The sequence below is a fragment of the Flavobacterium sp. NKUCC04_CG genome (assembly GCF_019345525.1).
In the GTDB taxonomy this organism is placed as follows: Bacteria; Bacteroidota; Bacteroidia; order Flavobacteriales; family Flavobacteriaceae; genus Flavobacterium.
Genome location: NZ_JAHKRA010000014.1, coordinates 56,743 through 81,700, shown reverse-complemented (window position 1 = coordinate 81,700; position 24,958 = coordinate 56,743). Strand labels below are relative to the sequence as shown.

Below are 24,958 nucleotides of genomic sequence, written 5' to 3'. Positions count from 1 at the left end.
TCACTATTAAAAAAACAAGCATAAACACATGTAAATCAAATGTTTAATATATTAACTTAATGACGTGCTCGCGCGATAGCGAAGATTTTATCCTTCGTGCACTAGCGGGGAAAACTATGCTCTTTAAGCAACCTAAATAATTACTTAAGCTACTTTTCTTCATCCTTAGTAGTTCTAAATGATAAAAAATCAACTTCTGGTATAGAGTTGCGGATTTATGGGAGGACTCGCGAGGTAGCCTAGTCGAATGTTTTTAATATTCGCGCACCAGCGGGGGAGAGGACTCGCGCGGTAGCGTAGCCTGGTAGTTAAAGTATTCGTGCGCTAGCGGGGGCAAAAAAATCATTCATAAACTTTTCCTTCACATTCCCATTTAACCTCAATAATCGTATCTTTTTTATGGATAGAAAAATTAAGTTCTCCTTTACGCTTTATGATAGAATCCCCTTTTTCCAAAATATTCTTATAGATATTTAATGCTCGTGTTTCATCTTCACATATACATTTATCTCCTGTAACCAAATGTATTCCTTCAGATTTCATATAAGGACTTTCTAAGGTCGGTAGTTTTTCAAATATTTGAAGACATTCTACTGCTCTAAAAAAGCGAGCATTTTCTTCACAATCTACTCTCAAACAAGATGAAAGAAGCAGTAAAATAATTACCAAAGAAACTCCTTTTCCTAAAACTTCCATGTACTATACCAATTTTTTATATTTCTCATTCCATTACTTAATTTATACGTTTGAGTTTGAGACTGCCCATAACCTCCACCAATTCCAGGGCCAATATTTATAGTTGTTGATTTTACACCTACTCTACTTATTTGTTCTGAATTTGGTACTGCTGACTTACTATAAGAAATTCCTCCAACAAGTACATTTGCATTCCTACCGACACTCTTTCCTCCTAAACCTTCTAACACATCTTTATTTCCTCCGTAATTATCGTGAAAACCTATGTTAGGCCCAAAAGTAAAACCTGGTTTTTCTACATCTGGACCCATAACTAGTTCTCCAGACACCATCAATGCTACATCATTATGCGTCATTGCAAATCCAAAACTGGCACTTGCACTGAAAAAACCACCACTTCCTGAAACACCATAACCAAAACTTACAGCATCAGGAGAATACGGCCCATACTCCCCAGAAGGAGTAGCTCTAAAATAAGGATGCATAGATGATGCTTTAGTAATCGAAACATTTTCCATTACTGTTCCCGTTGGTGGTTTATAACCTTAAACTTAAACAAACGCTTTCCAACGCATTGCAACTATAAAACCCCAACTTTTTACGGTTGGGATTTTTTGTTTATTCGTACCACACAAAGGATTGACTCCGTCGAATCTTCGATTTCGTGCGGTAGCGGGATAATCAAATTCAGCTAATACAAAATTCTATAAAGCATTACCAATCCCATTAGAAAAAGACCTATTCCTCCAGCATATCCCTTTAAGTGCATTACATAACTCGTTGTTACTGTTTTATTTTTATTCTTTTCATCCTTAAGAGTCATTAAAAAGAATAAAACTCCTCCCACCATTAAGATTATTGCCAAAAAAAAATCTCCCATCATTTTTTATTTTGTTCATTAATTACCCTTTGAGCTCCTGTCGCTTTTAATGAAGCTCCTTGTGTCAAAATCTCTGTACCTAAATTAAAACCTTTCTCTCCAAAGCTTTTTCCTGCTCCCGGTAAAGCTTTATTTAATCCTTTCTCCAAAAATTTAGATCCAAGATAAAATCCTATATTAATTCCTGCTCCTTTCATATTTCCTTCAAATAAATCTACTCCAATCTCAATTCCTGAACCAATTCCTGATATAAGATTACCAGCTCCAGCTAACGGAACTCCGATTTCTGCACCTACTCCGGTTAATGTTAGTCCAAAGCCAGCTACTGCAATCCCATCCCCAACATTTTGAAGTCCTTGTGGTAAATCATACATTAGAGCGTTCTTAATATCAGAATCCGCATTGCTAAAATCAAATCCAGGACCTGTTCTTTGAATTGTAGATACCCTTGTATCTACTTTACTTTTATCAAAAACTCCTTCAACAGAATTCTTCTTTAATTCATTTGAATGTTTTGAATCAAGCTTTCCTCCCCAATTTACATCTTGGTTCTTAAAATTAGGAGATTTCCCATCTTTTAATGTATACGACTTATTATCATTTATACCGTCCGTTCCTAAATAGGTCTTTCCATCGCTCCCATAATAATGCCCATCACTTTCCTCCGCACTCATTCCTGTTGGGTCAATGAGATTGATTGGATTGTTGTGTACATAATGATATGGAGTCCATCCTGGGAACTGCTCCGCTAACGGATCCACGCTCAAAAAAATACTAGTTATACCATCATACTATCACTTACTATCATCTTTATTTACAACAATAACTTTTTTGGTTACACGAACTTCGTCTTCAAGTAACCTAACTAAATCATATTGTTCTTTATTTTTCTTATGTAAATCAATTTGAATCAAATCATTAATTACACCATCAATATAGTATGTGCCTCGTTTAGTAAAAGTAGCCATAAAATAAATATTACGATTATCAGATGCACCAAATGTATCTTTTACAATATTTTTCAAATATTTATGATCATAGTTAACGGTATCGGTAGTTAACATTATATATCGTACAAATCTATTAACATCTCTATCTCCAAACTTCGTAATTATAGAATCATAATGGCTTTGATATTTAATTAAACCATAATTCTCTTCCTGAACAAACACCGTATCAGGAAAATTTATTTCATATTTTATTCTAGAATTATTGATTTCTTCTGCTAACACTTTATCTAGATTAGTGGCTGTAGTAGGTTTAGACTTCTTCTCTACACACCCACTAAAAGCTATATGTATTATAAGCAATAAGCTCCAAAAGGTCTTTTTATAAATCATTTTCTACTATTATTTCTAAGGTTTCTAATATTTAGTCTTCGCTGCTCCGATGCCGCACGAAATAAAATTCGACGGAGTGAATCCCTTCATGTGGCAAAACTAACTATATTAATCTATTCTCATCAAAAGAGGAGTATTATTACGAAGCAACCTTATCTATTTTGACAAAGTTAAAACACATACTTTTATAGATAAACTGCCTTTTAAAACACAAAACTCCCAACAGGATTGAGAGTTTTCTATTTAGCATAAATCACGCAAAAGGATTCAAGCGGTAGCTAAGAAAAATTGTTGCAATCACTGATATTAATACTTAATATTTTTTGCTATTTCGTTATAATCTAACATCTCAATCAGTGTTCCACTACGATAATGTTCTAGTGTTAATTCGCCTTTTTTCTTTGAAATAGAATCGTCCAATTTAAACTTATCTTCCCACTCAAAAGGTACTTCAAAAAGACCGTCAGAAGTGTTTAAGACTAAAACTTGACGATCTCCTCTATGTATCGACTTGACTTTACCGAAACAAACTATTTTTACTCTATAACTTAGATAGATTTCACTACTGGTTCTATCATCAGTTATACTTTCCCAAAACACATATCCGAAAAGCCCAACAAGAGGAAAAAACATCATAAAATAAAGAAAAAACTTGACCTTACTGTCTATGCCTTCCATCTTAATAGCAAAAATTATTACAACAAAAATGAAAACTAATCATTCCTCAACTGCTCTTTATACAATTCGATATTCTCCTCCATTCCCGCTTCGAGTTCTCCTTGTTTAATATCGGTATATTTTTGAAGTTCTTCCCATAGTATACCCGCCAACATCAATCTCGATAAAGCTTTGTTGTCAGCCGGTATCACATACCAAGGATTTTTTTCTGTCGATGTTTTATTGATCGCTTCTTCATAATATTCTTCATATTGATCCCATAATTCGCGTTCCTTCAAATCTGCCGCAGAAAACTTCCAATTGTGCTCGTCTTTATTCAATCGACGAAACAGTCGTTTCTTTTGTTCGGCTTTACTTAGATGCAAGAAAAACTTAAAAACAATCATGCCGTTTTCTGAAATATGGCCTTCAAAATTATTGATTTGCTGCATGCGTTTATCCCAAAAATCCGCCGGAACATCTTCTACCTTTTCAATACCGGGCAGGTTTTCGTTTAATAAGTATTCCGGATGCACTCTCGTTACCAACACATTTTCGTAATGGGTACGATTAAATACGGTAAACTTACCTCTTTCGGGTAAAGCAATATAATGACGCCAGAGATAGTCGTGCTCCAGCTCAGCTGAATTGGGAGTTTTAAAACTTTGAACCACGACTCCGCGAGGGTTAAATTCCTTAAAAACCTCACGGATCAAACTGTCCTTGCCCGAGGTATCCATGCCCTGTATACAGATCAAAACACTATAACGGTTATGTGCATACATTTTGTCTTGAAACTTACTGAGTTTATCTCGAAGTTTAGCGAGTTGTTTGATTGCTTTTTCATCGGTCATTCCCAAATCTACTTCAGTCGGGAGTTCTTTTAGTACTATTTTATCCTGAACTTTACAGCGGGATGTGAAATGGGTTTCTTTCATCTTTTTTATTTAAAAGTATAAAAAAAATAATGATTAGTTATTCCCAAATCACGTATTTAAGCCAAAAAATTACCTTATATTTAACATTGATAATAAAAAACCATGAAAAAATTTACATTAGAACTCTTTATTAAAATTTTTGGAATTAGTGCCGCATCAGGCATCGGATATCAACAAGACGTGATCCATTTAATAGCTGACACAGCAGATGTTTTGTATGAATACCAAATCCAAAATGAAAAATTGAGCAAAACTGCCTTAAATGAAAGTGGTAAACTGGCAGAAAACCTCAGTAAAGTAGGGAAATCCGATTTTGAATCAATGACCACAGACGGTATCAATTATTATATTTTTGGTTCGGGCTCTGGAGAAATGCGAAACACCTTAATCGAAATTAATCGCGAGAGCAAAGAAGTCATCAGCATTAATGATCTAACCGTGCTGTATGAATCAATGAAGAGCTTTTCAGGTATAGATTCCGAGAATTTTAATATAGAAGGCGTGAGCCTATACCGTGATAAATGGTACTTTTTAAATCGCGGTAACGGCCCTAAAGAACAGAATGGCATATTTACCATTAGCGGTGAAAATATATTGGAAAGTTTTAATATTGTCTATAACCCAATCAAATTACCAAAAATCAATGGTGTTCGCGCTGGATTTACCGATGCCTGCGTGGTAGATGGGCAATTGTATTTTGTAGCCGCTGCAGAAGACAGCTCCTCCACTTACTTAGACGGAACCGTAAATGGTAGTTTAATAGGGAGCATCGATCTGGAAAAAATGAAAGTCAAATCAACACAAATAATCAGTAAAACGCATAAATTCGAAGGATTAACGCTTTATTCAAAAAACAAAAAAGACCTAACTTTCCTTCTTTGTGAAGATGCAGATAATGATTCAAAGGAAGCTGATATTTACAAGCTTCACTTAAAAATATAAGATATATACCAATTAGACCAACTCTATATTATAAATATAGTGAATTTTAATAAAAAAACAAAGAAATTTGGATGTGTCAATTATTAAAAATATATTTGTAGTTGTTTAAACAACTATTGTTATGGAAACTAAATTAACTCACGAAGAAATATACAATTTATTGACCGGTAGAATTGTTTTGGCCATGAATCGCGCTTTGGTTCACAATTTTCGTTCAAAGAACATCACTTTAAGCAAGGAACAATGGTCGATACTAGCGGTGTTGTGGAAACAGGACGGTTGTTCACAACAGCATCTTGCCGATCAAACACACCGAGATAAACCGAGTGTAACGCGATTGCTCGATAAAATGGAGGTCGATAATTTAATAGTACGTCAAGCAGCTGCTAACGATCGCAGATTGAATTTAATTTTTTTAACAGAAAAGGGGAAATCTTTTGAAGCACCTACTTTACAAGCGGTTAATGAAACCGTTGCTAAGGCCACATCAAACCTAAGTGACGATCAGATGAATCTTTTGAAGGAGACAATAAAAACGATTTACCTCAATATTGAAACGATATAATAAGCTGTTGTTTTGCATAAAAATCGCAACAGCGCTTATTTATAAAAATAATGAAATCGGCATTTAATCTTGGACAAACCAAGCGGTAAAGTATTAAACACTGCAATAGTTTAAACCATTAAGAACGGCCTATTACAATAACAAATATGATCTACAGATGAAAAAAACTTTATTATGCGGTTGTCTATGGGCTTTAACGTTCGTGCCTGCGCAAGCACAGATAGGTCTTAGTAACAGTTTGGAACAAGCTATTGACAAGGCGCTTGAAAAAAGTGCCACTGTAAAGAATCAACAGTACGATATTCAAAAACTCGAATTGCAACGCAAAGGAGTTTTAAACACTTACCTACCCCGAGTAGAAGGAACTGCTATGTATGCTTATTTAGATAATAGGCTAACGGTAGACGTGCCTACGTATTCGACCTTTTGGGGGGCTGAATTATTTGAAGGAAAGAGCTCTTTTGACAACTCTGCTCAGGCTTTTCACGCCGGATTAACCGCTAAAGTTCCCTTGTTCACCGGTATGCAAGTTCCCAATGGAGCTAAAGCATTAAAGCAAAAAATAGAAGGCACGGAGTACCTGCTAGCCTCTCAAAAAGATGATATCATCAAAGAAGTCATCAGTAGTTTTGATCAGATCTCGCTTTTAAATCAAGCTGATAAATTAATTAAAGAGAGCGAAATACGTCTTGATAAAGAAACACAACGGGTTGAAAAAGCGATTTCCTTGGGCTTAGCAATTCCCTATGATCGCGACAAAATCAAATATGCCAGCTTAGAGCTCAACTCCAAAAAAGTAGAAAGCCGCGGAAACCGCAAAGTGTTGTATCAGAAAATACGCTATTTAACGGATTATTCAGACCAAGAGATTGAAAGTGTTCACTACGAACTGACCCCATATTTAATCCAAGAAGCCGGACTTAGCTCGAGTGAAAAACAAGAATTAAAAGCGTTGGAATCGTTTAAGACAGCACTGGATTATCTGCTTAAAAAAGAAAAGGGTACATTTTTACCGACGGTTGGCGCTTTTGCGGGACTATCCTACACCAGTATTTTTGACATCAACGCCTCCTCTAATGCCACTGTTTTGGGAGTGCAAAAAGAAATTGACCTCAAGTTAAACGAATTGACAATCAGTCCGAACTGGATGTTTGGCGTGGCTTTAAAATGGGAGATATTCAGTGGTTTGGAACGCAAACACAAAGTGGAAGAAGCCCAAATCAATATAGCACAGATGCAAACCAAAATCGACGATACCAAAGAGAAATTGGATTTACTGTTGAATCACAACTTCGCTAAATACGAGGTTTTACTGGAAAAAATTGCGATAGCCGAACAGCAAGAAAAAATCGCAAACAACAATCTAACGATGGCTATCAAGCAATACCAACAGGGATTGATTACGGTATCTGAACGACTAGAAGCTGAAAACGATATCTATAAAGCGGCCTTAAACAAGGTCAGTACTTTGATTGAACAACGTTTGTCAGCCATAGAGACCATTACTACGACCGGGCAATTAACACATTATCTTACTAAAAACAACTAAACCATACTACAGATGAAAAATCTATTTTCAATATTTGCTATTTTAACCTTGGTGGTATCTTGTAAGCAACCCTTAGATAATCAACTAAATCAAGGAAAGATCGAAAGAGATCAAATTGCTGTTGTGGGTAAAATACCGGGACGGATCTTAAAAATATATGTACACGAAGGGGATATTGTCAAAAAAGGGGATACTTTGGCATTTTTAGATGCTCCAGAAGTTGATGCCAAGAAAAGTCAGGCAGAAGGCGCATTAACCTCTGCAAATGCCCAATACCAAATGGCCACTAAGGGAGCAACCGACAATCAATTAAAACAATTGAAAGCCAAAGAAAAAGCCATACAGGAGCAATTTAATTTTGCGCAGAAATCAATTCAACGTTTGAATGGGATGATTAAGGACTCTCTGATTTCTCAACAAACCTATGACGAGGCATTTACTAAATATCAAGGCGCTCAAGCGCAGTTATTAGCCGTTCAAGCGGAGATTGCCGATGTACAGCACGGTGTACGTATCGAACAACAAACCATGGCATTAGGCCAAAAAGAACGTGCCTTAGGAGCCCTACAGGAAGTTCAATCAGCTGAAAACGACCGTTATATCATCGCGCCACAAGACATGAGTATCGATAATATCTCTTTAAAAGTCGGCGAACTGGCCTTACCGGGTTATGCTTTATTTAGCGGTTACCTTTCTAATAGTGTTTATTTCAGATTTACCATACCTGAAAGCAAGCTCAACCAAGTACAAAAAGGACAAGAAATCACGGTAAACGTTCCGTACAACAACAGCCAGATCAAAGCAAAGGTCATCAATATCAAACAATTGGGTGCTTATGCTAATATCGCTACAGCCTATCCAGATTACGAGATGCAAGAAACGCTGTTCGAAATAAAAATAATCCCTGTAGACGTAAATCAAGCCAATGAATTACTGACCAAAACCACAGTAACCCTAACCCTATAAACCATGAAGAACTTTTTTTCGCTCTTAAAACGAGAATTTCGCATGTTTTGGGGAAATAAAATTCTCCGCCTGCTCTTTATAGGGGCCCCATTAATGTATGGTATACTGTTGGGGTATGTATATGGAAAGGGAAAAGCAACGGATATTCCGATTATCGTCATCGATGAAGACCGCACTGAAATGAGCGCCAAAGCCATACAGATGTTTGAAGACAATGAGGTTTTATATGTTGCACAACTACTTCATGATGAACGCGGCTTATCCGATGCCACCATAAAATATGATGCTTCTGCCGTGGTTGTCATACCAAAGGGGTTTCAAAATGAAATTTCTACAAAGAAATATCCGGAAATAGTAACCATAGTCAATACCGCAAATATATTGACTGCAAACTATGCATCAAGTGCCGTCCAATTGTGCTTGGGAACTCTAAAAGCGGGAATACAAATTCAAACCTTAATGAAACAAGGAATGCCGCCTGCTATAGCCGCTACGCAATATGAACCTTTTAAAGCCACCTTTATCAAGAAGAACAACCGCAGTACGAATTATATGTATTTTTTATGGCCAGGTGTATTGGCCGCAGTATTGCAACAGGTGCTACTTCTAGGATTGGCTCTGTCCTTTGCCTCTGAATACGAAAACGGTACTTTTGGCGATTTAATAAAAAGAGCCCCATCAATCAATAAGATGTTAGCAGTAAAAATCATTCCTTATCTGATAATGAGTTTTGGCGTCTGGTTGATGTATTGGCTGTTTACTTTTTGGTTTAGAGTACCTTTTTATGAAAACCTCGGCGCACTTACTCTAGTTGCAGGAGTATTTGTGGTAGCCGTCAGTTTTATCGGAGTACTAGTCAGTATTATGGTTCCCAACCAACTAAAAGCGACAGAAATCCTTATGGTTATTGCAACGCCAAGTTTTATCTTAAGTGGTTTTACCTGGCCGCTCAGCCAAATGCGATTATGGGTGCAATATCTAGCAGATATTATACCTTTAACCCATTTCTTAAAAGCTTTCCGAGTTTTGATTATTGAAGAAGGAAGACTCGATCAAACCTATGCCTTTATAGGTGCCTTACTAATTATCATAATAGTCTGCGGTTTTTGCAGTTATCTCGGTTTGTATTACAAAAAGAAATCCTATTTGAAAAATAATCCCGAAATCAACTAACCAATAAATCGTTTGCAAATCTATATATCAGCGCTATATTTCCTTGAGATATGGCGCTTTTTTATACGACAAAACTATCTTTTTAACACAATAAAACACCTTAAAACTGTACCTATTAACTTCTTTTAAATATTTACTTTCGCACCTTATTAAAAAAACTAAGAAAAAATGAGAAAAATTATTACAGCATTAACATTTACAGGTCTTTTATTTCTAGCTATTGGGTGTAGTAGTGACGATAGTAGCACACTTCCTCCTCCCCCTCCTCCAGAACCTACAACTCAAGAATTGTTGATTGGAAAATGGAATATTCAAGAAGAAGGTGAAGTGGTAAACGGAGTCAAAAAAGCGTTCGAAATGGATGCTTGTTCAACTAAGGATACTTATGAGTTTACCAAAGACTTAAAGTATATCAATGAATACCACGAGACAACTGTAAATAACGATTGTTCAACACAAATTGATGACGCTACTTGGGTACTTAAGGATGATCAATCTCTTTTATTGACTTTTATAGCTGACGTGTTACCTTTAACAACCATTACAGCAGATTTAAAAATCACACGCTTAACAACAACAGAATTGCATCTTGAACACATCGAAGACGGTGAAACGTATTACCTACTCCTGAAAAAGTAATTATAAGCCATAAAAATAGGGACTGCCATTGACGACAGTCCCTATTGCTTTTCCAAACAAACGTTCGGTTTATTTCTTTTCGATTTCTCTTAAGTTTTCCATTTTCTTATGTGCCAAGAAACCTTTGATATCTTCAAAATGCTCCCGCACTCGTTTGTTTCCAAATTCGAATACTTTTTCTGCTAAACCATCCAAAAAGTCCCTATCGTGAGATACCAAAATCACGGTTCCCTCAAAATCTTTTAAAGCTTCCTTGATAATATCTTTGGTCTTCATGTCCAAGTGGTTGGTAGGCTCATCGAGTATCAATACATTCACGGGTTCCAACAACAGTTTAATCATCGCTAAACGCGTTTTTTCACCACCTGAAAGCACTTTTACTTTTTTCTGAATATCGTCTCCCGAAAACATAAATGCACCCAATATGTTTTTGATCTGTGTACGAATATCTCCCTCGGCAATTCGGTCAATGGTATCGAATATCGTTAAGTTTTCATCCAACAAAGAGGCTTGATTTTGTGCGAAATATCCGATTTGTACATTATGTCCAATTTCAAGCTTTCCGTCAAAGTCAATTTCGCCCATCATCGCTTTAATCATGGTCGATTTTCCCTCTCCATTTTTACCGACAAAAGCGACTTTCTGTCCGCGCTCAATAACCATATTGGCTTTTTGAAACACTACATGATCACCGTATGTCTTTGTCAACTCCTCTACCACTACCGGATATTGTCCAGAGCGGGCTGCCGGAGGAAATTTTAGGCGCAAGGCCGAATTATCAACCTCATCAACTTGAATGATGTCCAACTTCTCCAACATCTTTACTCGTGATTGCACCTGTAAGGTTTTGGAATAAGTTCCTTTAAATCGCTCGATAAACTCGGTGTTTTCCGCAATCATTTTTTGTTGCTCCTCATAGGCCTTGATCTGATGTAAACGACGGTCTTGACGCAACACCAAATAATCGGAGTATTTCGCCTTATAATCGTAGATTCTACCCATAGTTACCTCTATAGTTCTATTGGTGATATTATCGACAAAAGCCCTGTCGTGAGAAATAACCATAACCGCTTTGGCAGAGGTGATCAAAAACTCCTCTAACCATTGAATACTTTCAATATCCATATGGTTGGTCGGTTCATCCAACAAAATCAAATCCGGTTTTTGAAGTAAGATTTTAGCCAACTCAATACGCATTCTCCATCCTCCACTAAATTCCGAAGTTGGACGTGTAAAGTCTGAACGTTCAAATCCTAGTCCCTTCAATATTTTTTCAACTTCCGCCTCGTAATTTACCTCATCAATAGCGTAAAACTTTTCACTCAATTCTGAAACGCGTTCGATCAGCTTCATATACGCATCACTTTCGTAATCCGTACGAATGGTTAGTTGTTCATTAATTTCGTCGATTTCCTTTTTCATATTGAAAACCGAAGCAAAGGCTTTGGAAGTTTCTTCCATCACCGTACAATCATCTTGTGTCAATAAATGTTGTGGCAAATAAGCAATCACCGCATCTCTAGGCGCGGAAACCGACCCCAAAGAAGGTTTGCTCTGATTCGCAACTATTTTTAACAAAGTGGACTTACCCGCTCCGTTTTTACCCATCAAGGCAATTTTATCATTTTCATTAATCGAAAAACTTACCCCACTAAAAAGGGTTGTTCCTCCAAATTGAACAGCTACATCATTTACTGTAATCATCGAATCGTTTTTTATCTATTTTGCAAATATAGCTTTTTGTAGCTAGTATAATTGCTGTTATTCTGGTTTTGATTTTAACCGTACTTCTCCCTATTCAACCGTAGCGTTAAGGACTGAAATGGCATCCTTTGTCGTAACGATAGTGAAGACAAAGATATAATGAAAGGCCTGACCCGAAGGGAAACGCCCAAACTCCAAAAGTTATTTAGCTTTTCTATTTAATAGTAAAAAACCTATAAGTCCCCCTAATCCGGAAGCTATCAAGATTCCCAATTTAGCTTGACCAGGATATTCGGGATGTAACTGTGCATCAAAAGCCAATTCGGTTACAAACAACGACATAGTAAATCCGATAGCCGCCAAGAATCCCAAACCAAATAAATTGGTATAAGTCATCCCTTCCGGCATTTTTACCAATTTGGTTTTAATCAATAAGGCCGTCAATCCAGAAACTCCTATTACCTTACCTAATAGCAATCCTAACGCCACACCCATGGTCACATAACTCAGTCCTCCGCCTTCACCCATGGAAATTGGAATAGCTGCATTAGCCAAAGCAAAAACCGGCATAACAACAAAACTTACAAATCCATGCATGCCGTGTTCCAAACGGTAGGATAACGGAATTACATCTGTACACAAGGTATCCATTTCTTCGACGATATATACCTGCTCCGTTGTCAATTTTGATATTTTTTCCTTGGGATCTAATCCTCTAAAACGGTCGCGCAAAAGATTCATTTTTTGAACGAAATAACTTTCACCTACTCGTGCTGTTGACGGTATAGCAAAGGCTACCAAAACCGCCGCTATGGTTGCGTGAACACCCGATAGCAAAAATGCCAACCAAACTCCACCTATACCTATTATCGCATAGTATAACACATTTTTAATTCCAATAATATTGCTGATTACCAAAACCAAGAAAAAACCAAGTCCTATTCCCAAATGCATCATCGATAGCTCTGAGGTATAAAAAATCGCGATTACCAATACTGCTCCCAAATCATCTGCGATGGCTAAAGCAGTTAAAAACACCTTTAGCGATACAGGAACACGATCGCCTAAGAGATGTAAAACCCCCAAAGCAAACGCAATATCTGTCGCCATCGGAATTCCCCAACCGTGTGCCGCATCAGTTCCAAAAGCAAAAAAAGTATAAATCAAGGCCGGAACAACCATTCCTCCAAGAGCTGCAATAATCGGTAACATCGCTTTCTTTGGAGAAGAGAGTTCTCCAGAAGTTAATTCGCGTTTTAATTCCAATCCCACAACAAAAAAGAAAACAGCCATCAAACCATCATTAACCCAATGATGAAGACTTAAATTCAAAAATAATTCATTGTCAAACCCAATACCTATTTTGTGTTCCCAAAGGTGGTGATACCACTCTGCCCAAGGGGAATTGGCCATAAAAATAGCGATCAAAGCCGCAAGAAATAAAACGATACCACCTGAAGTAGATTTACTGGCCCATCGACTTAAAGGATTGGTAATCCATCTTTCTATAGGGGTACTCTTAATTTGTTGCTCCATGTTTTTTATTTTATTATTTGCAACGAAGATACTTTTTTTAAGTTTTTTAGACAAATGTATTGTTGGATTTGCTGATACGCAGATACGCAGATACGCAGATACGCAGATACGCAGATACGCAGATACGCTGATACGCTGATACGCTGATACGCTGATACGCTGATACGCTGATACGCTGATACGCTGATACGCTGATACGCGAATGGGCGAATGGGCGAATGGGCGAATGGGCATATTGAAAAAAAAACTACTTTTAGAATTAAATATCAAAAAAAACTTTCGTAATCGGCTACGCTAATCAGTAACAATTCCGTGAAATTGTTTTTACCAGTATAACAGTCATTTCGAACAAGTAATCGATGGACATTAACCTATAAAAACAATAAAAAATGAGAGAATTTTATTTTGAAAAATTAAGGGTTTGGCAAAACGCCAAGGAGTACACGAAAGACATCTATATCCTCACTTCCCGGTTTCCTGAATACGAAAAATTTGGTCTTACCTCACAAATCAGAAGAGCTACACTGAGCATTTCGGCAAACATTGCAGAGGGAACAGCTAGAAATACTCCAAAGGACAAAGCTAAATTCATCAATCAAAGTTTTAGCTCAGCTGTTGAAGTATTAAACTTTTTGATTCTATCAAACGACTTAGAACTCATCAGTAAAGATCAATACATCCTTTTAAGGGAAAAACTTGAAATCATAACCAATCAATTAAATGCCTTGTCCAACAGAATAAAGGAGGATTTTTGATTTAAAGCGAATACGCTGATAGGCGTATAGACACATAGGCGTATAGACACATGGGCATATAAACACATGGGCGTATAAACACATAGGCGTATAAACATATAGGCGTATAGACACATAGGCGTATAGGCGTATAGACATATAGGCGTATAGACACATAGGCGTATAGACACATAGGCGTATGGACATATCGGCGTATAGACACATGGGCGTATAAAAGAATAAACGAAACGAAGAATAGACGTCTAGAAGAATAAAATTAATTATCTTTGCCATAGAAAGAACTTCTTTATTATGGAAACTGTTTTAGAATCAAATATACTCCCGCAAGGGAAACCAAAGTGGCTTCGAGTAAAATTGCCTACGGGTCAAAAATACACGGAACTTAGAGGTTTGGTTGACAAATATAAATTAAATACGATTTGTACATCTGGTAGTTGCCCTAATATGGGGGAATGCTGGGGAGAAGGTACTGCTACGTTTATGATACTTGGAAATGTATGTACGAGATCATGTGGTTTTTGCGGTGTTAAAACCGGTCGCCCGGAAACGGTGGATTGGGATGAACCGGAGAAAGTAGCTCGTTCGATTAAATTGATGAACATCAAACACGCGGTTTTGACCAGTGTTGACCGCGACGACTTAAAAGATGGTGGTTCAATCATCTGGGCAGAAACCGTTCAAGCTGTCCGCAGAATGAATTTGGAGACTACAATGGAAACCTTGATACCCGACTTTCAAGGGATTGAAAGAAATATTGACCGAATTATTGAGGTACATCCGGAAGTGGTTTCTCACAATATGGAAACCGTACGTCGATTGACTCGTGAAGTGCGAATCCAAGCTAAATACGATCGTAGTTTGGAAGTATTACGATATTTAAAAGCAAGCGGTATCAACAGAACCAAATCGGGAATCATGTTGGGATTGGGCGAAACTGAAGCTGAAGTCATTCAAACGATGAACGATTTGAGAAGTGTTAATTTAGATGTATTAACCATCGGACAGTATTTACAACCGAGTAAAAAACATTTACCAGTAAAACAATTTATCACACCCGACCAATTCAAAAAATACGAAGAAATCGGTTTGGACTTAGGCTTTAGACATGTGGAAAGCGGTGCTTTGGTACGCTCCTCTTATAAAGCTCAAAAACACCTTTTATAATCTCATGGGTCGCTTGTAAAAGCGACCTTGCTTTTTTAGTTTTTTTATGCAAAAAATACATATAGCAATCAACGGTTTTGGACGTATCGGTAGAACACTCTTTAGACTATTGCGCCAACACCCTTCCATTGAAGTTGTAGCAGTTAATGATTTAGCTGATATACACACTATGGCCCACTTATTAAAATACGACAGCATACACGGCATACTTCCGGAGAAAGTCGGTCACGACGACGACCATCTTTTAGTCGGTAGCGACAGCATACGCTATTTGCAACAGGCTGACATAGAAAATATTGATTGGAAATCTCTAAATATTGATTTTGTAATTGAAGCCACCGGCAAACGCAAAACCTACGCTTCGCTAGAACCACATTTAAAGCAAGGTGCTAAACGGGTAATACTTTCTGTTCCCCCAGATGACAACAGTATTAAAACCGTGGTATTGGGGGTTAATGAAGACATCCTCCATGGCGATGAACTGATCATCTCCAATGCGAGTTGCACCACCAACAATGCTGCTCCAATGATTAAAGTACTCCAAGAACTCTGCGGTATCGAACAAGCTTATATCACGACTATACACTCGTATACTACCGATCAAAGTTTACACGATCAGCCCCACAAAGACCTCAGACGTGCCAGAGGCGCGGCCCAATCTATAGTTCCAACTACTACAGGTGCAGCCAAAGCGCTAACGAAAATTTTCCCTGAATATGAAGGCAAAATCGGCGGTGGAGGTATCCGTGTTCCCGTACCAGATGGCTCGCTAACCGACATCACCTGTTACGTACAAAGAGAAGTCAGTATAGACGAAATCAATGCGGCGTTTAAAAAAGCAGCAGAGACCACCCTAAAAGGGATTTTGGACTATACCGAAGACCCTATAGTATCGGTAGACATTATCGGAAATCCGAATTCTTGTTTATTTGATGCTCAATTGACTTCTGCCTTAGGCAAAATGGTTAAAGTGGTAGGATGGTATGATAATGAAGTTGGATATTCCTCTCGCATTATCGACTTAATCAAAAAACTATCCTAAGACCTATCAATGGAGGCAATAGTTCTATGGAAGCACAATAAGCTTATTCGCACATTCACAAAACTGCGAATAAGCTACATACCCAAAATCAATTCCCTAATTAATTTTCGCGCATGAGGTTCGGCACCTTGGACTGCTTTTAATACCTCTTCATGACTTAGTTGTGTAATTCCCGTTTCATCACCCATATCGGAGATAATAGAAATACCAAAACACTCCATATCCATATGTCGCGCTACGATAATTTCAGAAACCGTTGACATGCCCACACAATCTCCGCCTAGAATACGGACCATTTTATATTCTGCCAAGGTTTCAAAGGTAGGCCCTTGCAATCCAAAATAAACACCTTCTTTTAAGTCAATTTGATGTTTTTTAGCTATTTCACGAGCATTACCAATTAAATTCGGGCTATAAGCGTGATGCATATTTAAAAAACGAGGTCCCATGCGTTCATCATTTTTTCCACGTAAAGGATGTTCAGGCATAAAATTAATATGATCCAATATCATCATCACATCACCTACTTTAAAATCTGGATTCACTCCTCCAGAGGCATTGGAAACAATCAACTTATCCGCTCCCATATATTTCATGACACGAATGGGGAAAGTCACTTGTTGTAAGTCATAACCCTCATAATAATGAAAACGCCCCTGCATCGCCAGGACTTTTTTAGTACCGATAGTACCTAAAATCAATTTACCTTTATGCCCCTCTACTGTTGATGTAGGAAAGTTGGGAATCTCCGAATAAGGTATGCTGTGTTCTATATTTATTTCTGCAGTAAAATTTCCCAATCCCGACCCCAATACAATCCCTATTTCGGGTTGAAAACCGGTTTTCTCTTTAAGATATTGAACTGTTTCTTGAATTTTGTTCCACATAGTTTAAAAGGATTTGATCAAACGCCGCAGCCTTATTAACAAACGCCGTTTGAATGGGTAAATAATATAATTGATCAGAAGGCAATACCTCTTGTAGTCTCATATAATCTTTTTCGGTGGTAATGATTTTTCGACCAGCTGCGGTTTTTAAAATCAATTCCAAATCGCTATCCGAAAAAGCGTGATGATCTGGATAAGTCAAACATTGCGTTGCACTCGTTTTTAAATAATCAAAAAAACTTTTAGGCTTAGCAATACCTGCAACCAACACCACCTGATCTCTATCTATTAAAGATAGGGCTAATTTTTCTGTTTTAGAAAAAATTTCTACTGCATATTCTATATAAGTGAAAAATAATGCCTGATGCTGCTGCAATTGCAAACGTTGAGCAACGGCTTGTTGCTCGGAGCTGCTGATTTCTTTTGGGCATTTGGTTACCACAACCACTTGAGCGCGTTGGGCGCCCTTTCTTCCCTCGCGTAAATTACCTGTTGGCAACATCCAGTCGTCGCTATACAACTCCGAGTAGGTGGTTAACAATATGTTCATGTTCGCCTTTACCGGCAAATGCTGATAGGCATCGTCGAGCACAATCAACTCCAGTTGGGGTTTTCTCAATTGCAATTCTTCGATCCCGTGTACGCGATTGGCGTCCACTGCCACGCTAATTGAAGGGAATTTTTGAAAATATTGAAACGGCTCGTCGCCTATATCTTCCATTTTGGTATGCTTATCCGCCAAAACAAATCCTTTAGTCTTCCTTTTATAACCACGACTCAGGGTTGCCATGGGGTATTTCTCCGACAATAATCGAATTAAATACTCCACCATTGGCGTTTTGCCAGTTCCACCCACACTGAGATTTCCGACAACAATTAAGGGAATGGAAAAAGTATGTCTTTTAAAGATTTGTCGCTGATACAATATATTTCTAATACTCGTAATCCAACCGTAAAGAATGGAAAAGGGGAATAGTACTTTTCGAATTAAATTCATCTATAGCTATTATATTTATTGAAGAGACCTAAAAATGCAACCTGTTTTCACCCTCGTTTTTTATGAACTTAAATGGCATTGCCCCTAGTTAGATAGTCTTTAGAACAACAAACGCTGTGTTCTTGACCATTTCATATGACGAAAGTAGCATTTTTTTTTATCTTTGAGAAATATCTCCTTGGAGAAGACAACGTTTTATATTACTACAATGAAAATCAAACAAATTATCGATATACTCGAAGAAATGGCCCCTTTGTCTTATGCAGAAGACTTTGACAATGTAGGGTTATTAGTCGGAAATCCGCAGCAAGACATCAACGGCATCTTAGTCTGTCACGATGCATTGGAGACTGTAATCGACGAAGCCTTAGAAAAAAACTGTAACTTAATTGTCTGTTTTCATCCGATTTTATTTTCTGGCTTAAAGAAAATTACGGGTAAAAATTACGTCGAACGCGCAGTGATTAAAGCCATACGCAACGACATTGCTATTTATGCTGTACATACAGCCTTGGACAACCACAAAGAAGGTGTAAACAAAATTTTCTGTGAAGCACTTGGTCTGACGAATACTAAAATATTACTACCGAAAACGGCTTATATCAAAAAACTGATTACCTATGCTCCCCTACACGCAACGGAATCCATAAAACAAGCCTTATTTAGCGCTGGTGCAGGTTGCATTGGCAATTACGACTCTTGTAGTTTTGTGTCGACAGGAACGGGCAGTTTTAAAGGAAACCAAGACAGTATTCCAAACGTGGGCAAAAAACACCAACTAGAACACATTGAAGAATCCAAAATCGAAGTAACCTACGAAAAACATTTGGAACATCAAATTCTCCAAGCCCTATTTGACCAACATCCTTATGAGGAAGTCGCTTATGAAATCTATACACTAGAGAACAGTTACCAACATATCGGTATGGGAATGATTGGTGAATTGGAAACTGCTATGAGTGAAAAGGAGTTTTTAGAACACGTCAAAATTCGAACACAAACTGGAGGAATACGACATAGCGAATACCTTTCTCGTCCAATAAAACGGGTTGCAGTACTGGGAGGCTCGGGAAGTTTTGCCATAAAAGCTGCAATTCAGCAAGGAGCAGATGCATTTATTACTGCCGATTTAAAATATCACCAATTTTACGAAGCTGAAAATCAAATACTTTTGGCTGATATTGGCCATTTTGAGAGTGAACGTTATACAAAAAACTATATAGTTGATTATCTTACGAAAAAAATCCCTAATTTTGCAATTATTTTATCGAGTATAAATACAAATCCAGTTAACTACTTATAGATATGACAAAGAAAAAAGAATTAACCGTTGAGGAGAAATTAAGAGCGCTATTCGATTTGCAATTAATTGACTCTAGAATTGACGAAATCAAAAATATGAGAGGGGAATTACCTCTAGAAGTAGAAGATTTAAAAGATGAAGTTGCTGGATTAAGCAAGCGCTCAGAAAAACTACAATCCGATTTAAGCAACATCGAAACTGGAATCAAAGAAAAGAAAACTTCTATTGACAATTTCAAAGATTCTATAAAGAGATATACTGAACAACAAAAAGACGTTCGTAACAATAGAGAATTTAACTCTTTGACTAAAGAGATTGAATTTCAAAACCTAGAGATTGAGCTTGCTGAAAAGCACATCAAAGAGATGAAAGCCAGTATCGAATTTAAGAAAACCAATGTTGCAGAAACTTTAGAGCGTTTAGGTGCAAAACAAACACACTTGGAGCATAAAGAGTCGGAGTTAAACAGCATTATGGCAGAAACAGAACGCGAAGAGAAATTACTATTAGAGAAATCTATTGAGTTTCAGGAAAACATCGAAGAGCGTTTGTTGTCAGCATACACTAGAATCCGTAATGGTGTGCGCAATGGTTTGGCTGTAGTATCTATCGAAAGAGGAGCTTCAGGTGGATCTTACTTTACGATTCCTCCACAAATTCAAATGGAAATTGCTGGACGTAAAAAAATCATTACCGATGAGCACAGTGGTCGTATTTTAGTTGACAGTGTTCTCGCTGACGAAGAAAGAGAAAAAATCGAAGCGATTATCGCAAAAATATAATTAAATTAAGCCTCTATTTCAGAGGCTTTTTTTATGAAAACATTTTTTAAGAAAATCACCGATATTACCGTTTCCAAAAGCGTTGGTTTTTTTCTAAACCTACTCTATTTTTTTAGCGCACAAAAGAGCACTAATATTGCTTACAGTCTTTTTTCAACCCCCCAATCCGGTCAATTGAGTAGCGCTACGCTACCCGATTTTTTAAAAAAGGCCAAGTTGGACCGATTAGTCTTTAAAAAGCATCAGATACAAACCTACCGCTGGAAAGGTAGTGGCCCGACGATATTATTGGTTCACGGCTGGCAAAGCAATTCGAGTCGTTGGCAACAGCTGATTGAATTCCTCAAATTATCGAACTTTAACCTGATTACTTTAGATGCTCCTGCCCAAGGACTCAGCAATGGCACTGAGTTTAGTCCTCCGATTTACGCATCCTTTATCGATGTGGCCATTCGGAAATACCGTCCAAAAATATTGATTTCTCATTCTTTAGGCTCCTTTACGTCTTTATATCAACTTACTCAAAAACACTATCCCGATTTGGAAAAAAACATTATTCTGGCCTGTCCTAATGCCTTTAAAAGCATCGTAATGAACTACCAAAATCTCATGTCTTTTTCACAACAAAATTACCAAAACCTAGTTCGCCTTATGGAAAACCAAATCCATATGCCCTTGGAAGAATACAACAGCGAACGTTTTATTCAAAAAATAGGTCTGCCCACTTTAATCATACACGACAAAAGTGACGAAACCATACCTTTTTCTGAAGCCTTATCCATTTTAAACGCCTCAAGTAGTGCCTCGTTATTGGCAACAGAAAACCTCGGGCACAGCCTTCAACATCGGCAAGTGTACCAAGGCATTTTGAATTTTATTACTTCCAAAACCCTTGCGGTTGATAAGGATTAAAAAAGATTGTATATAATCCAGTTTAAAATAGTTATTTTTGCAGTATGGAAATGGAAAACAAATTCACGCGGTTAAACAAATACCTATCAGAAGTGGGCTATTGCTCGCGAAGAGAGGCTGATCGATTGATTGAACAAGGCGTCATTACTGTTAACGGAATGTTGCCAGAAATGGGTATGAAAGTATGTGCCGAGGACGAAATCATCGTAGATGGTAAACGCATTCAAGAATCGGGAGACAAGCCGATTTATTTGGCATTTAACAAACCAGTAGGTATTGAATGTACCACCAATCAAACGGTTAGACATAACATCGTCGACTATATCAAATATCCCAAGCGAATTTTTCCCGTTGGCCGTTTAGACAAAGCCAGTGAAGGTTTGATTTTCATGACCAATGATGGCGATATCGTAAACAAGATTTTACGCCAAAAAAACAATCACGAAAAAGAATACATCGTTACAGTTGACCAACCAATTACCGAAGAATTTATCACGCGAATGAGTCGCGGTATCCCCATTTTAGATACCATTACCAAACCGTGTCGAGTAGAACAAGTCAGCAAATTTGTGTTCCGTATGTTCCTAACTCAAGGCTTAAATCGACAAATTCGTCGTATGTGCGACTATCTAGATTATGAAGTTATCGCACTAAAACGCGTTCGAATTATCAACATCTCTCTAGATATTCCTGTAGGCCAATATAGAGACATTACAGCAGAAGAACTGGCTGAATTAAACCGATTGTTAGAACCGTCGCTTAAAACGGAAGAAGCGAGTTTAGACGCCGCAGTACCCACAGAAGAAACCGATAATCAAATAGCGAAACCGCGCAAAAAATTTGACCGTGAAAAAACCACTTTTAGAGATCGTGATCGCGCTCCTAAAAACGAAAGAAGATCTTCTAGAAGAGGAAATTAATAGCTTTATCGATTATACTACACATACAGCTCCTTTTTACTATAAAAAGGAGCTTTTATTATTCGCAAACTCCCTGTTTACTATCGCGTAGTAGCCTTGTTAGAATCCAGCGACACCCTATTGCATAAATTGCTAAAATCACGGTCTATTAAGACAGTATTACTTTATGTAGAACAAACCAATCCCCTATTCAAACCATCCTTCCAATCTTAGAAAATAAAATATTTAATTCTCAAAAAAAAAGAGAAATTATTCAAAATACAAATAAATCGTCTAAAATTTATAGCAGTGTGCTTTTTATTTTTAAGAAAAAAACAATTAAATCAACAACCAAACCCATAGAAAGCTTGTTAAAAAAAGCCAACTTTATTTTTTTTGTGTAAAATATTATGATACTTTTATACTGTTTTAATTAAGTCTAAATAAAAATATTTATAAATGAAGTACTATATTTCCTATTGTATGCTTGTTTTAACTTTTACAAGCATACAGGCTCAAAACAAATCTCAGGATACACTCTACAGCAAAAAAGACCACAGTATCCTAAATGAAATCACCATAACAGGAGCCGGTTATGAACAAAAAATCAAAAATACTCCTGCTACCATTTCGGTCCTTACGCAAAAGGAAATACAAAAGAAAGCCTACCGGGATATTACAGACGCCCTAAGAGACGTACCCGGTGTCATGATTACTGGAGGTGGTAGTACATCTGATATCTCTATACGTGGAGCCAATCCAAACTATACTTTAATCATGATTGATGGCAAGCGCGTAAATTCGCGAGAGACTCGCCCCAATTCAGATAATTCAGGTATAGAACAGGGCTGGATGCCCCCCATATCCAGCATTAAGCGAATCGAAGTAATCAAAGGACCGATGTCGTCGCTCTATGGATCGGATGCTATGGGTGGTGTTATCAACATCATCACTCATAAACCATCCCATACGGCTTGGTACGGCTCATTAGCATCCGACATAACTGTACAAGAAAACGATGATTCGGGTAATATCTATCAAGCTAATGCCAGTATTTCTGGTCCAATAATAGCTGGAATATTGGGGGTAAAAGCCAGCGGATTATACTCTCAAAGAGATGAGGATAAAATACTCGGAGGATACAATGAACAAAAAATGAAAAACGGTAGCGTGGAATTTAATGGACAATTAACCCAAAGAGACAATTTGACCTTAGGCTATAATTACAGCCGTCAAGATCGTATCAGCACTCCGGGTTTATCTGCTTCTGAAAAAAGCAAACCCAGCATCAGCAACTATGAACGCGACAGTTGGGCTTTGACACACGAAGGCGATTATAGTAAAACCAAAACCTTAAATTATATACAATTAGACGAATCGAAAAATCCGGGTCGCGATATGAAATACAAGAGTCTGATTATAAATTCCAACACCAACTTCAGCCTATATAGCCATCGCATTACCGTTGGTGGAGAATTTAGACAGGAAAAACTTGAAGATTTTGGGAATTTATTCACTGGCCCTACTGGTCGCCTTAGCGAATTGGAACGCTGGAATTTATCGCTTTTCGTAGAGGGAAACTGGAATGTCTTACCAGATTTTAACGTAGTCACCGCTGGTCGTTTTGAAAAAGACGAAAATTATGGGACAAAAGTAACCCCCAGAGGTTATTTAATTTGGAACATCAACGAGCAGTTCACTTTAAAGGGAGGAGTCGCCTCGGGTTACAAAGCGCCGGGTCTGCGACAAAGTAGCGAAGCTTGGGGACAAATTACAGGTGGCGGTTCACAACCTATCCCGGGTGTGATTATAGGTAATTCAGATTTAAAACCCGAAACTTCTTTTAATCAAGAAATTACCGCTATGTGGGAAAACAGCAAAGGTCTATCTACTAGTATAACCTTTTACCATACGCGTTTTTACGATAAACTATCAACCTTTAGAATCGATGCCAAAAACGTTGCAGAGCACGGTAATAAATATGCAGTACTCCCTGATGGAAATTTGGAATTCCAAGGAAATCCGTATCGTTTTATCGAAGAGCGCATCAATTTAGATGGAGCCAAAATGTTAGGAATGGAATTAACACTCAACTGGAACTTCACCAATGATTTTAGAATCAAAAACGCCTATACTTTTACACAAAGTGAAATAACCTCCGGAGATGGAAAGGGATATGCTGTTCTCAATTCACCAAAACACATCATTATTTCAACCTTAGAATGGGATCCTTCCAAAGTTGTGCAATTGTGGACCCGAATGAATTTTCAAGATAAAACACCCGTTTCTTGGGGTAGATCGAGCGCCAACAACACTGTTCCGAGTTATGTATTATTAGACTTGGGGAGTGCGTGGAAAGTAACCAAACAGCTTTCCATCACAGCCGGTGCATACAATCTACTCAACAAAGAAATCACTCGAGAAGACCACACTTTTAGATTAGATGGTAGAAGATACCAAATGGGTGCCCTTTTTCATTTTTAAAAAAAATCATTGCTACCAGCCTCATGTCAAACAGCGGTTTTGACATGAGGTTTTTTGTTAAAGAAAAACACCTTAACTTTTGAGTACAAGACACCCCAAAAGACGAATTAGTCTAAATAAGTGCGTTTACTTAGGACTAACAAACGAA

At 37.6% G+C, this 24,958-nt stretch carries 25 protein-coding genes; 14 read left to right on the top strand and 11 right to left on the bottom strand.

What is annotated here, in order from left to right; all coding sequences use genetic code 11:
- Window positions 1-342 precede the first annotated feature (342 nt).
- From KO524_RS11635 to KO524_RS11605, 7 genes are all read right to left on the bottom strand, one after another.
- On the bottom strand, window positions 343-696 hold the full coding sequence (locus KO524_RS11635; protein ID WP_219294260.1) for a hypothetical protein: 354 nt from the start codon (window positions 694-696) through the stop codon (window positions 343-345).
- Window positions 684-1,214: a hypothetical protein gene (locus KO524_RS11630; RefSeq protein WP_219294258.1), complete on the bottom strand. Its 531-nt coding sequence runs from the start codon at window positions 1,212-1,214 to the stop codon at window positions 684-686. The genes KO524_RS11635 and KO524_RS11630 overlap by 13 nt, the downstream gene beginning before the upstream one ends.
- Before the next feature lie 173 nt (window positions 1,215-1,387).
- Complete coding sequence (locus tag KO524_RS11625; protein WP_219294256.1) at window positions 1,388-1,579, bottom strand: hypothetical protein; 192 nt, start codon at window positions 1,577-1,579, stop codon at window positions 1,388-1,390.
- Window positions 1,576-2,337, bottom strand: coding sequence for a hypothetical protein (locus tag KO524_RS15455; protein WP_370629737.1), 762 nt, complete (start codon window positions 2,335-2,337; stop codon window positions 1,576-1,578). Before KO524_RS15455 ends, KO524_RS11625 begins: the two co-directional genes overlap by 4 nt.
- 33 nt (window positions 2,338-2,370) lie before the next feature.
- Window positions 2,371-2,916, bottom strand: coding sequence for a hypothetical protein (locus KO524_RS11615; protein ID WP_219294254.1), 546 nt, complete (start codon window positions 2,914-2,916; stop codon window positions 2,371-2,373).
- A 306-nt stretch (window positions 2,917-3,222) separates the two neighbouring features.
- The gene (locus tag KO524_RS11610) at window positions 3,223-3,594 is read right to left on the bottom strand and encodes a hypothetical protein (protein WP_219294252.1); all 372 of its coding nucleotides are present in this window, start codon (window positions 3,592-3,594) and stop codon (window positions 3,223-3,225) included.
- 35 nt (window positions 3,595-3,629) lie between these two features.
- Window positions 3,630-4,511: a PPK2 family polyphosphate kinase gene (locus tag KO524_RS11605; protein WP_219294251.1), complete on the bottom strand. Its 882-nt coding sequence runs from the start codon at window positions 4,509-4,511 to the stop codon at window positions 3,630-3,632.
- Window positions 4,512-4,613: 102 nt separating this feature from the next.
- Here KO524_RS11605 and KO524_RS11600 point away from each other — a divergent pair, with 102 nt between their 5' ends.
- From KO524_RS11600 to KO524_RS11575, 6 genes are all read left to right on the top strand, one after another.
- On the top strand, window positions 4,614-5,453 hold the full coding sequence (locus KO524_RS11600) for a hypothetical protein (RefSeq protein WP_219294249.1): 840 nt from the start codon (window positions 4,614-4,616) through the stop codon (window positions 5,451-5,453).
- A gap of 121 nt (window positions 5,454-5,574) precedes the next feature.
- The gene (locus KO524_RS11595; protein WP_219294247.1) at window positions 5,575-6,018 is read left to right on the top strand and encodes a MarR family winged helix-turn-helix transcriptional regulator; all 444 of its coding nucleotides are present in this window, start codon (window positions 5,575-5,577) and stop codon (window positions 6,016-6,018) included.
- Window positions 6,019-6,175: 157 nt separating this feature from the next.
- Entirely contained in the window at window positions 6,176-7,567 is a 1,392-nt protein-coding gene (locus KO524_RS11590) for a TolC family protein (protein WP_219294246.1), read from the top strand.
- 12 nt (window positions 7,568-7,579) lie between these two features.
- A complete protein-coding gene (locus KO524_RS11585; protein ID WP_219294243.1) occupies window positions 7,580-8,533 on the top strand; it encodes an HlyD family secretion protein in 954 nt (317 codons plus the stop codon).
- 3 nt (window positions 8,534-8,536) lie between these two features.
- Window positions 8,537-9,706 carry an ABC transporter permease gene (locus tag KO524_RS11580; RefSeq protein WP_219294241.1) on the top strand — a complete coding sequence of 390 codons (1,170 nt, stop codon included), beginning with the start codon at window positions 8,537-8,539 and terminating at the stop codon, window positions 9,704-9,706.
- Window positions 9,707-9,874: 168 nt separating this feature from the next.
- Window positions 9,875-10,345 (top strand): lipocalin family protein, encoded by a 471-nt coding sequence (locus KO524_RS11575; RefSeq protein WP_219294239.1) that lies wholly within the window; start codon window positions 9,875-9,877, stop codon window positions 10,343-10,345.
- Between the two features lie 69 nt (window positions 10,346-10,414).
- Here KO524_RS11575 and KO524_RS11570 read toward each other — a convergent pair whose 3' ends face one another.
- Both KO524_RS11570 and nhaA read right to left on the bottom strand, forming a co-directional pair.
- Window positions 10,415-12,049 (bottom strand): ABC-F family ATP-binding cassette domain-containing protein, encoded by a 1,635-nt coding sequence (locus tag KO524_RS11570; RefSeq protein WP_219294237.1) that lies wholly within the window; start codon window positions 12,047-12,049, stop codon window positions 10,415-10,417.
- A gap of 201 nt (window positions 12,050-12,250) precedes the next feature.
- A complete protein-coding gene (gene nhaA, locus KO524_RS11565; RefSeq protein ID WP_219294235.1) occupies window positions 12,251-13,585 on the bottom strand; it encodes a Na+/H+ antiporter NhaA in 1,335 nt (444 codons plus the stop codon).
- Window positions 13,586-13,974: 389 nt separating this feature from the next.
- On the opposite strand from nhaA, the gene KO524_RS11560 reads away from it, so the two are divergent.
- From KO524_RS11560 to gap, 3 genes are all read left to right on the top strand, one after another.
- Window positions 13,975-14,340: a four helix bundle protein gene (locus KO524_RS11560; protein WP_219294234.1), complete on the top strand. Its 366-nt coding sequence runs from the start codon at window positions 13,975-13,977 to the stop codon at window positions 14,338-14,340.
- 291 nt (window positions 14,341-14,631) lie between these two features.
- Window positions 14,632-15,504 (top strand): lipoyl synthase, encoded by an 873-nt coding sequence (lipA, locus tag KO524_RS11555; protein ID WP_219294225.1) that lies wholly within the window; start codon window positions 14,632-14,634, stop codon window positions 15,502-15,504.
- Window positions 15,505-15,550: 46 nt separating this feature from the next.
- Window positions 15,551-16,546 (top strand): type I glyceraldehyde-3-phosphate dehydrogenase, encoded by a 996-nt coding sequence (gap, locus tag KO524_RS11550; RefSeq protein ID WP_219294224.1) that lies wholly within the window; start codon window positions 15,551-15,553, stop codon window positions 16,544-16,546.
- Between the two features lie 74 nt (window positions 16,547-16,620).
- On the opposite strand, the gene KO524_RS11545 is transcribed toward gap, so the two are convergent.
- Complete coding sequence (locus tag KO524_RS11545; protein ID WP_219294222.1) at window positions 16,621-17,433, bottom strand: purine-nucleoside phosphorylase; 813 nt, start codon at window positions 17,431-17,433, stop codon at window positions 16,621-16,623.
- Window positions 17,396-18,430 (bottom strand): tetraacyldisaccharide 4'-kinase, encoded by a 1,035-nt coding sequence (gene lpxK / locus KO524_RS11540; protein ID WP_219294220.1) that lies wholly within the window; start codon window positions 18,428-18,430, stop codon window positions 17,396-17,398. The genes KO524_RS11545 and lpxK overlap by 38 nt, the downstream gene beginning before the upstream one ends.
- A gap of 208 nt (window positions 18,431-18,638) precedes the next feature.
- Between lpxK and KO524_RS11535 the strand changes: the two genes are divergently transcribed.
- From KO524_RS11535 to KO524_RS11515, 5 genes are all read left to right on the top strand, one after another.
- On the top strand, window positions 18,639-19,733 hold the full coding sequence (locus KO524_RS11535) for a Nif3-like dinuclear metal center hexameric protein (RefSeq protein ID WP_219294218.1): 1,095 nt from the start codon (window positions 18,639-18,641) through the stop codon (window positions 19,731-19,733).
- A 2-nt stretch (window positions 19,734-19,735) separates the two neighbouring features.
- Complete coding sequence (locus KO524_RS11530; RefSeq protein WP_219294208.1) at window positions 19,736-20,515, top strand: zinc ribbon domain-containing protein; 780 nt, start codon at window positions 19,736-19,738, stop codon at window positions 20,513-20,515.
- Between the two features lie 33 nt (window positions 20,516-20,548).
- A complete protein-coding gene (locus KO524_RS11525) occupies window positions 20,549-21,427 on the top strand; it encodes an alpha/beta hydrolase (RefSeq protein ID WP_219294206.1) in 879 nt (292 codons plus the stop codon).
- 50 nt (window positions 21,428-21,477) lie between these two features.
- Complete coding sequence (rluF, locus tag KO524_RS11520; protein WP_219294273.1) at window positions 21,478-22,347, top strand: 23S rRNA pseudouridine(2604) synthase RluF; 870 nt, start codon at window positions 21,478-21,480, stop codon at window positions 22,345-22,347.
- Window positions 22,348-22,785: 438 nt separating this feature from the next.
- Entirely contained in the window at window positions 22,786-24,810 is a 2,025-nt protein-coding gene (locus tag KO524_RS11515) for a TonB-dependent receptor domain-containing protein (protein WP_219294204.1), read from the top strand.
- The last annotated feature ends 148 nt before the right edge of the window (window positions 24,811-24,958 follow it).

Excerpts from the sequence above, each read along its gene's own strand:
- KO524_RS11545 (WP_219294222.1), bottom strand. The coding sequence starts at position 17,433 with ATGTGGAACAAAATTCAAGAAACAGTTCAATATCTTAAAGAGAAAACC.
- KO524_RS11600 (WP_219294249.1), top strand. The coding sequence starts at position 4,614 with ATGAAAAAATTTACATTAGAACTCTTTATTAAAATTTTTGGAATTAGT.
- KO524_RS11625 (WP_219294256.1), bottom strand. The coding sequence starts at position 1,579 with ATGATGGGAGATTTTTTTTTGGCAATAATCTTAATGGTGGGAGGAGTT.
- KO524_RS11530 (WP_219294208.1), top strand. The coding sequence starts at position 19,736 with ATGACAAAGAAAAAAGAATTAACCGTTGAGGAGAAATTAAGAGCGCTA.
- KO524_RS11560 (WP_219294234.1), top strand. The coding sequence starts at position 13,975 with ATGAGAGAATTTTATTTTGAAAAATTAAGGGTTTGGCAAAACGCCAAG.
- lipA (WP_219294225.1), top strand. The coding sequence starts at position 14,632 with ATGGAAACTGTTTTAGAATCAAATATACTCCCGCAAGGGAAACCAAAG.
- KO524_RS11605 (WP_219294251.1), bottom strand. The coding sequence starts at position 4,511 with ATGAAAGAAACCCATTTCACATCCCGCTGTAAAGTTCAGGATAAAATA.
- KO524_RS11525 (WP_219294206.1), top strand. The coding sequence starts at position 20,549 with ATGAAAACATTTTTTAAGAAAATCACCGATATTACCGTTTCCAAAAGC.
- nhaA (WP_219294235.1), bottom strand. The coding sequence starts at position 13,585 with ATGGAGCAACAAATTAAGAGTACCCCTATAGAAAGATGGATTACCAAT.
- KO524_RS11615 (WP_219294254.1), bottom strand. The coding sequence starts at position 2,916 with ATGATTTATAAAAAGACCTTTTGGAGCTTATTGCTTATAATACATATA.
- rluF (WP_219294273.1), top strand. The coding sequence starts at position 21,478 with ATGGAAAACAAATTCACGCGGTTAAACAAATACCTATCAGAAGTGGGC.
- KO524_RS11595 (WP_219294247.1), top strand. The coding sequence starts at position 5,575 with ATGGAAACTAAATTAACTCACGAAGAAATATACAATTTATTGACCGGT.
- KO524_RS11590 (WP_219294246.1), top strand. The coding sequence starts at position 6,176 with ATGAAAAAAACTTTATTATGCGGTTGTCTATGGGCTTTAACGTTCGTG.
- KO524_RS11570 (WP_219294237.1), bottom strand. The coding sequence starts at position 12,049 with ATGATTACAGTAAATGATGTAGCTGTTCAATTTGGAGGAACAACCCTT.
- KO524_RS11535 (WP_219294218.1), top strand. The coding sequence starts at position 18,639 with ATGAAAATCAAACAAATTATCGATATACTCGAAGAAATGGCCCCTTTG.
- KO524_RS11580 (WP_219294241.1), top strand. The coding sequence starts at position 8,537 with ATGAAGAACTTTTTTTCGCTCTTAAAACGAGAATTTCGCATGTTTTGG.
- lpxK (WP_219294220.1), bottom strand. The coding sequence starts at position 18,430 with ATGAATTTAATTCGAAAAGTACTATTCCCCTTTTCCATTCTTTACGGT.
- KO524_RS11630 (WP_219294258.1), bottom strand. The coding sequence starts at position 1,214 with ATGGAAAATGTTTCGATTACTAAAGCATCATCTATGCATCCTTATTTT.
- KO524_RS11585 (WP_219294243.1), top strand. The coding sequence starts at position 7,580 with ATGAAAAATCTATTTTCAATATTTGCTATTTTAACCTTGGTGGTATCT.
- KO524_RS11515 (WP_219294204.1), top strand. The coding sequence starts at position 22,786 with ATGAAGTACTATATTTCCTATTGTATGCTTGTTTTAACTTTTACAAGC.
- gap (WP_219294224.1), top strand. The coding sequence starts at position 15,551 with ATGCAAAAAATACATATAGCAATCAACGGTTTTGGACGTATCGGTAGA.
- KO524_RS11610 (WP_219294252.1), bottom strand. The coding sequence starts at position 3,594 with ATGGAAGGCATAGACAGTAAGGTCAAGTTTTTTCTTTATTTTATGATG.
- KO524_RS11635 (WP_219294260.1), bottom strand. The coding sequence starts at position 696 with ATGGAAGTTTTAGGAAAAGGAGTTTCTTTGGTAATTATTTTACTGCTT.
- KO524_RS11575 (WP_219294239.1), top strand. The coding sequence starts at position 9,875 with ATGAGAAAAATTATTACAGCATTAACATTTACAGGTCTTTTATTTCTA.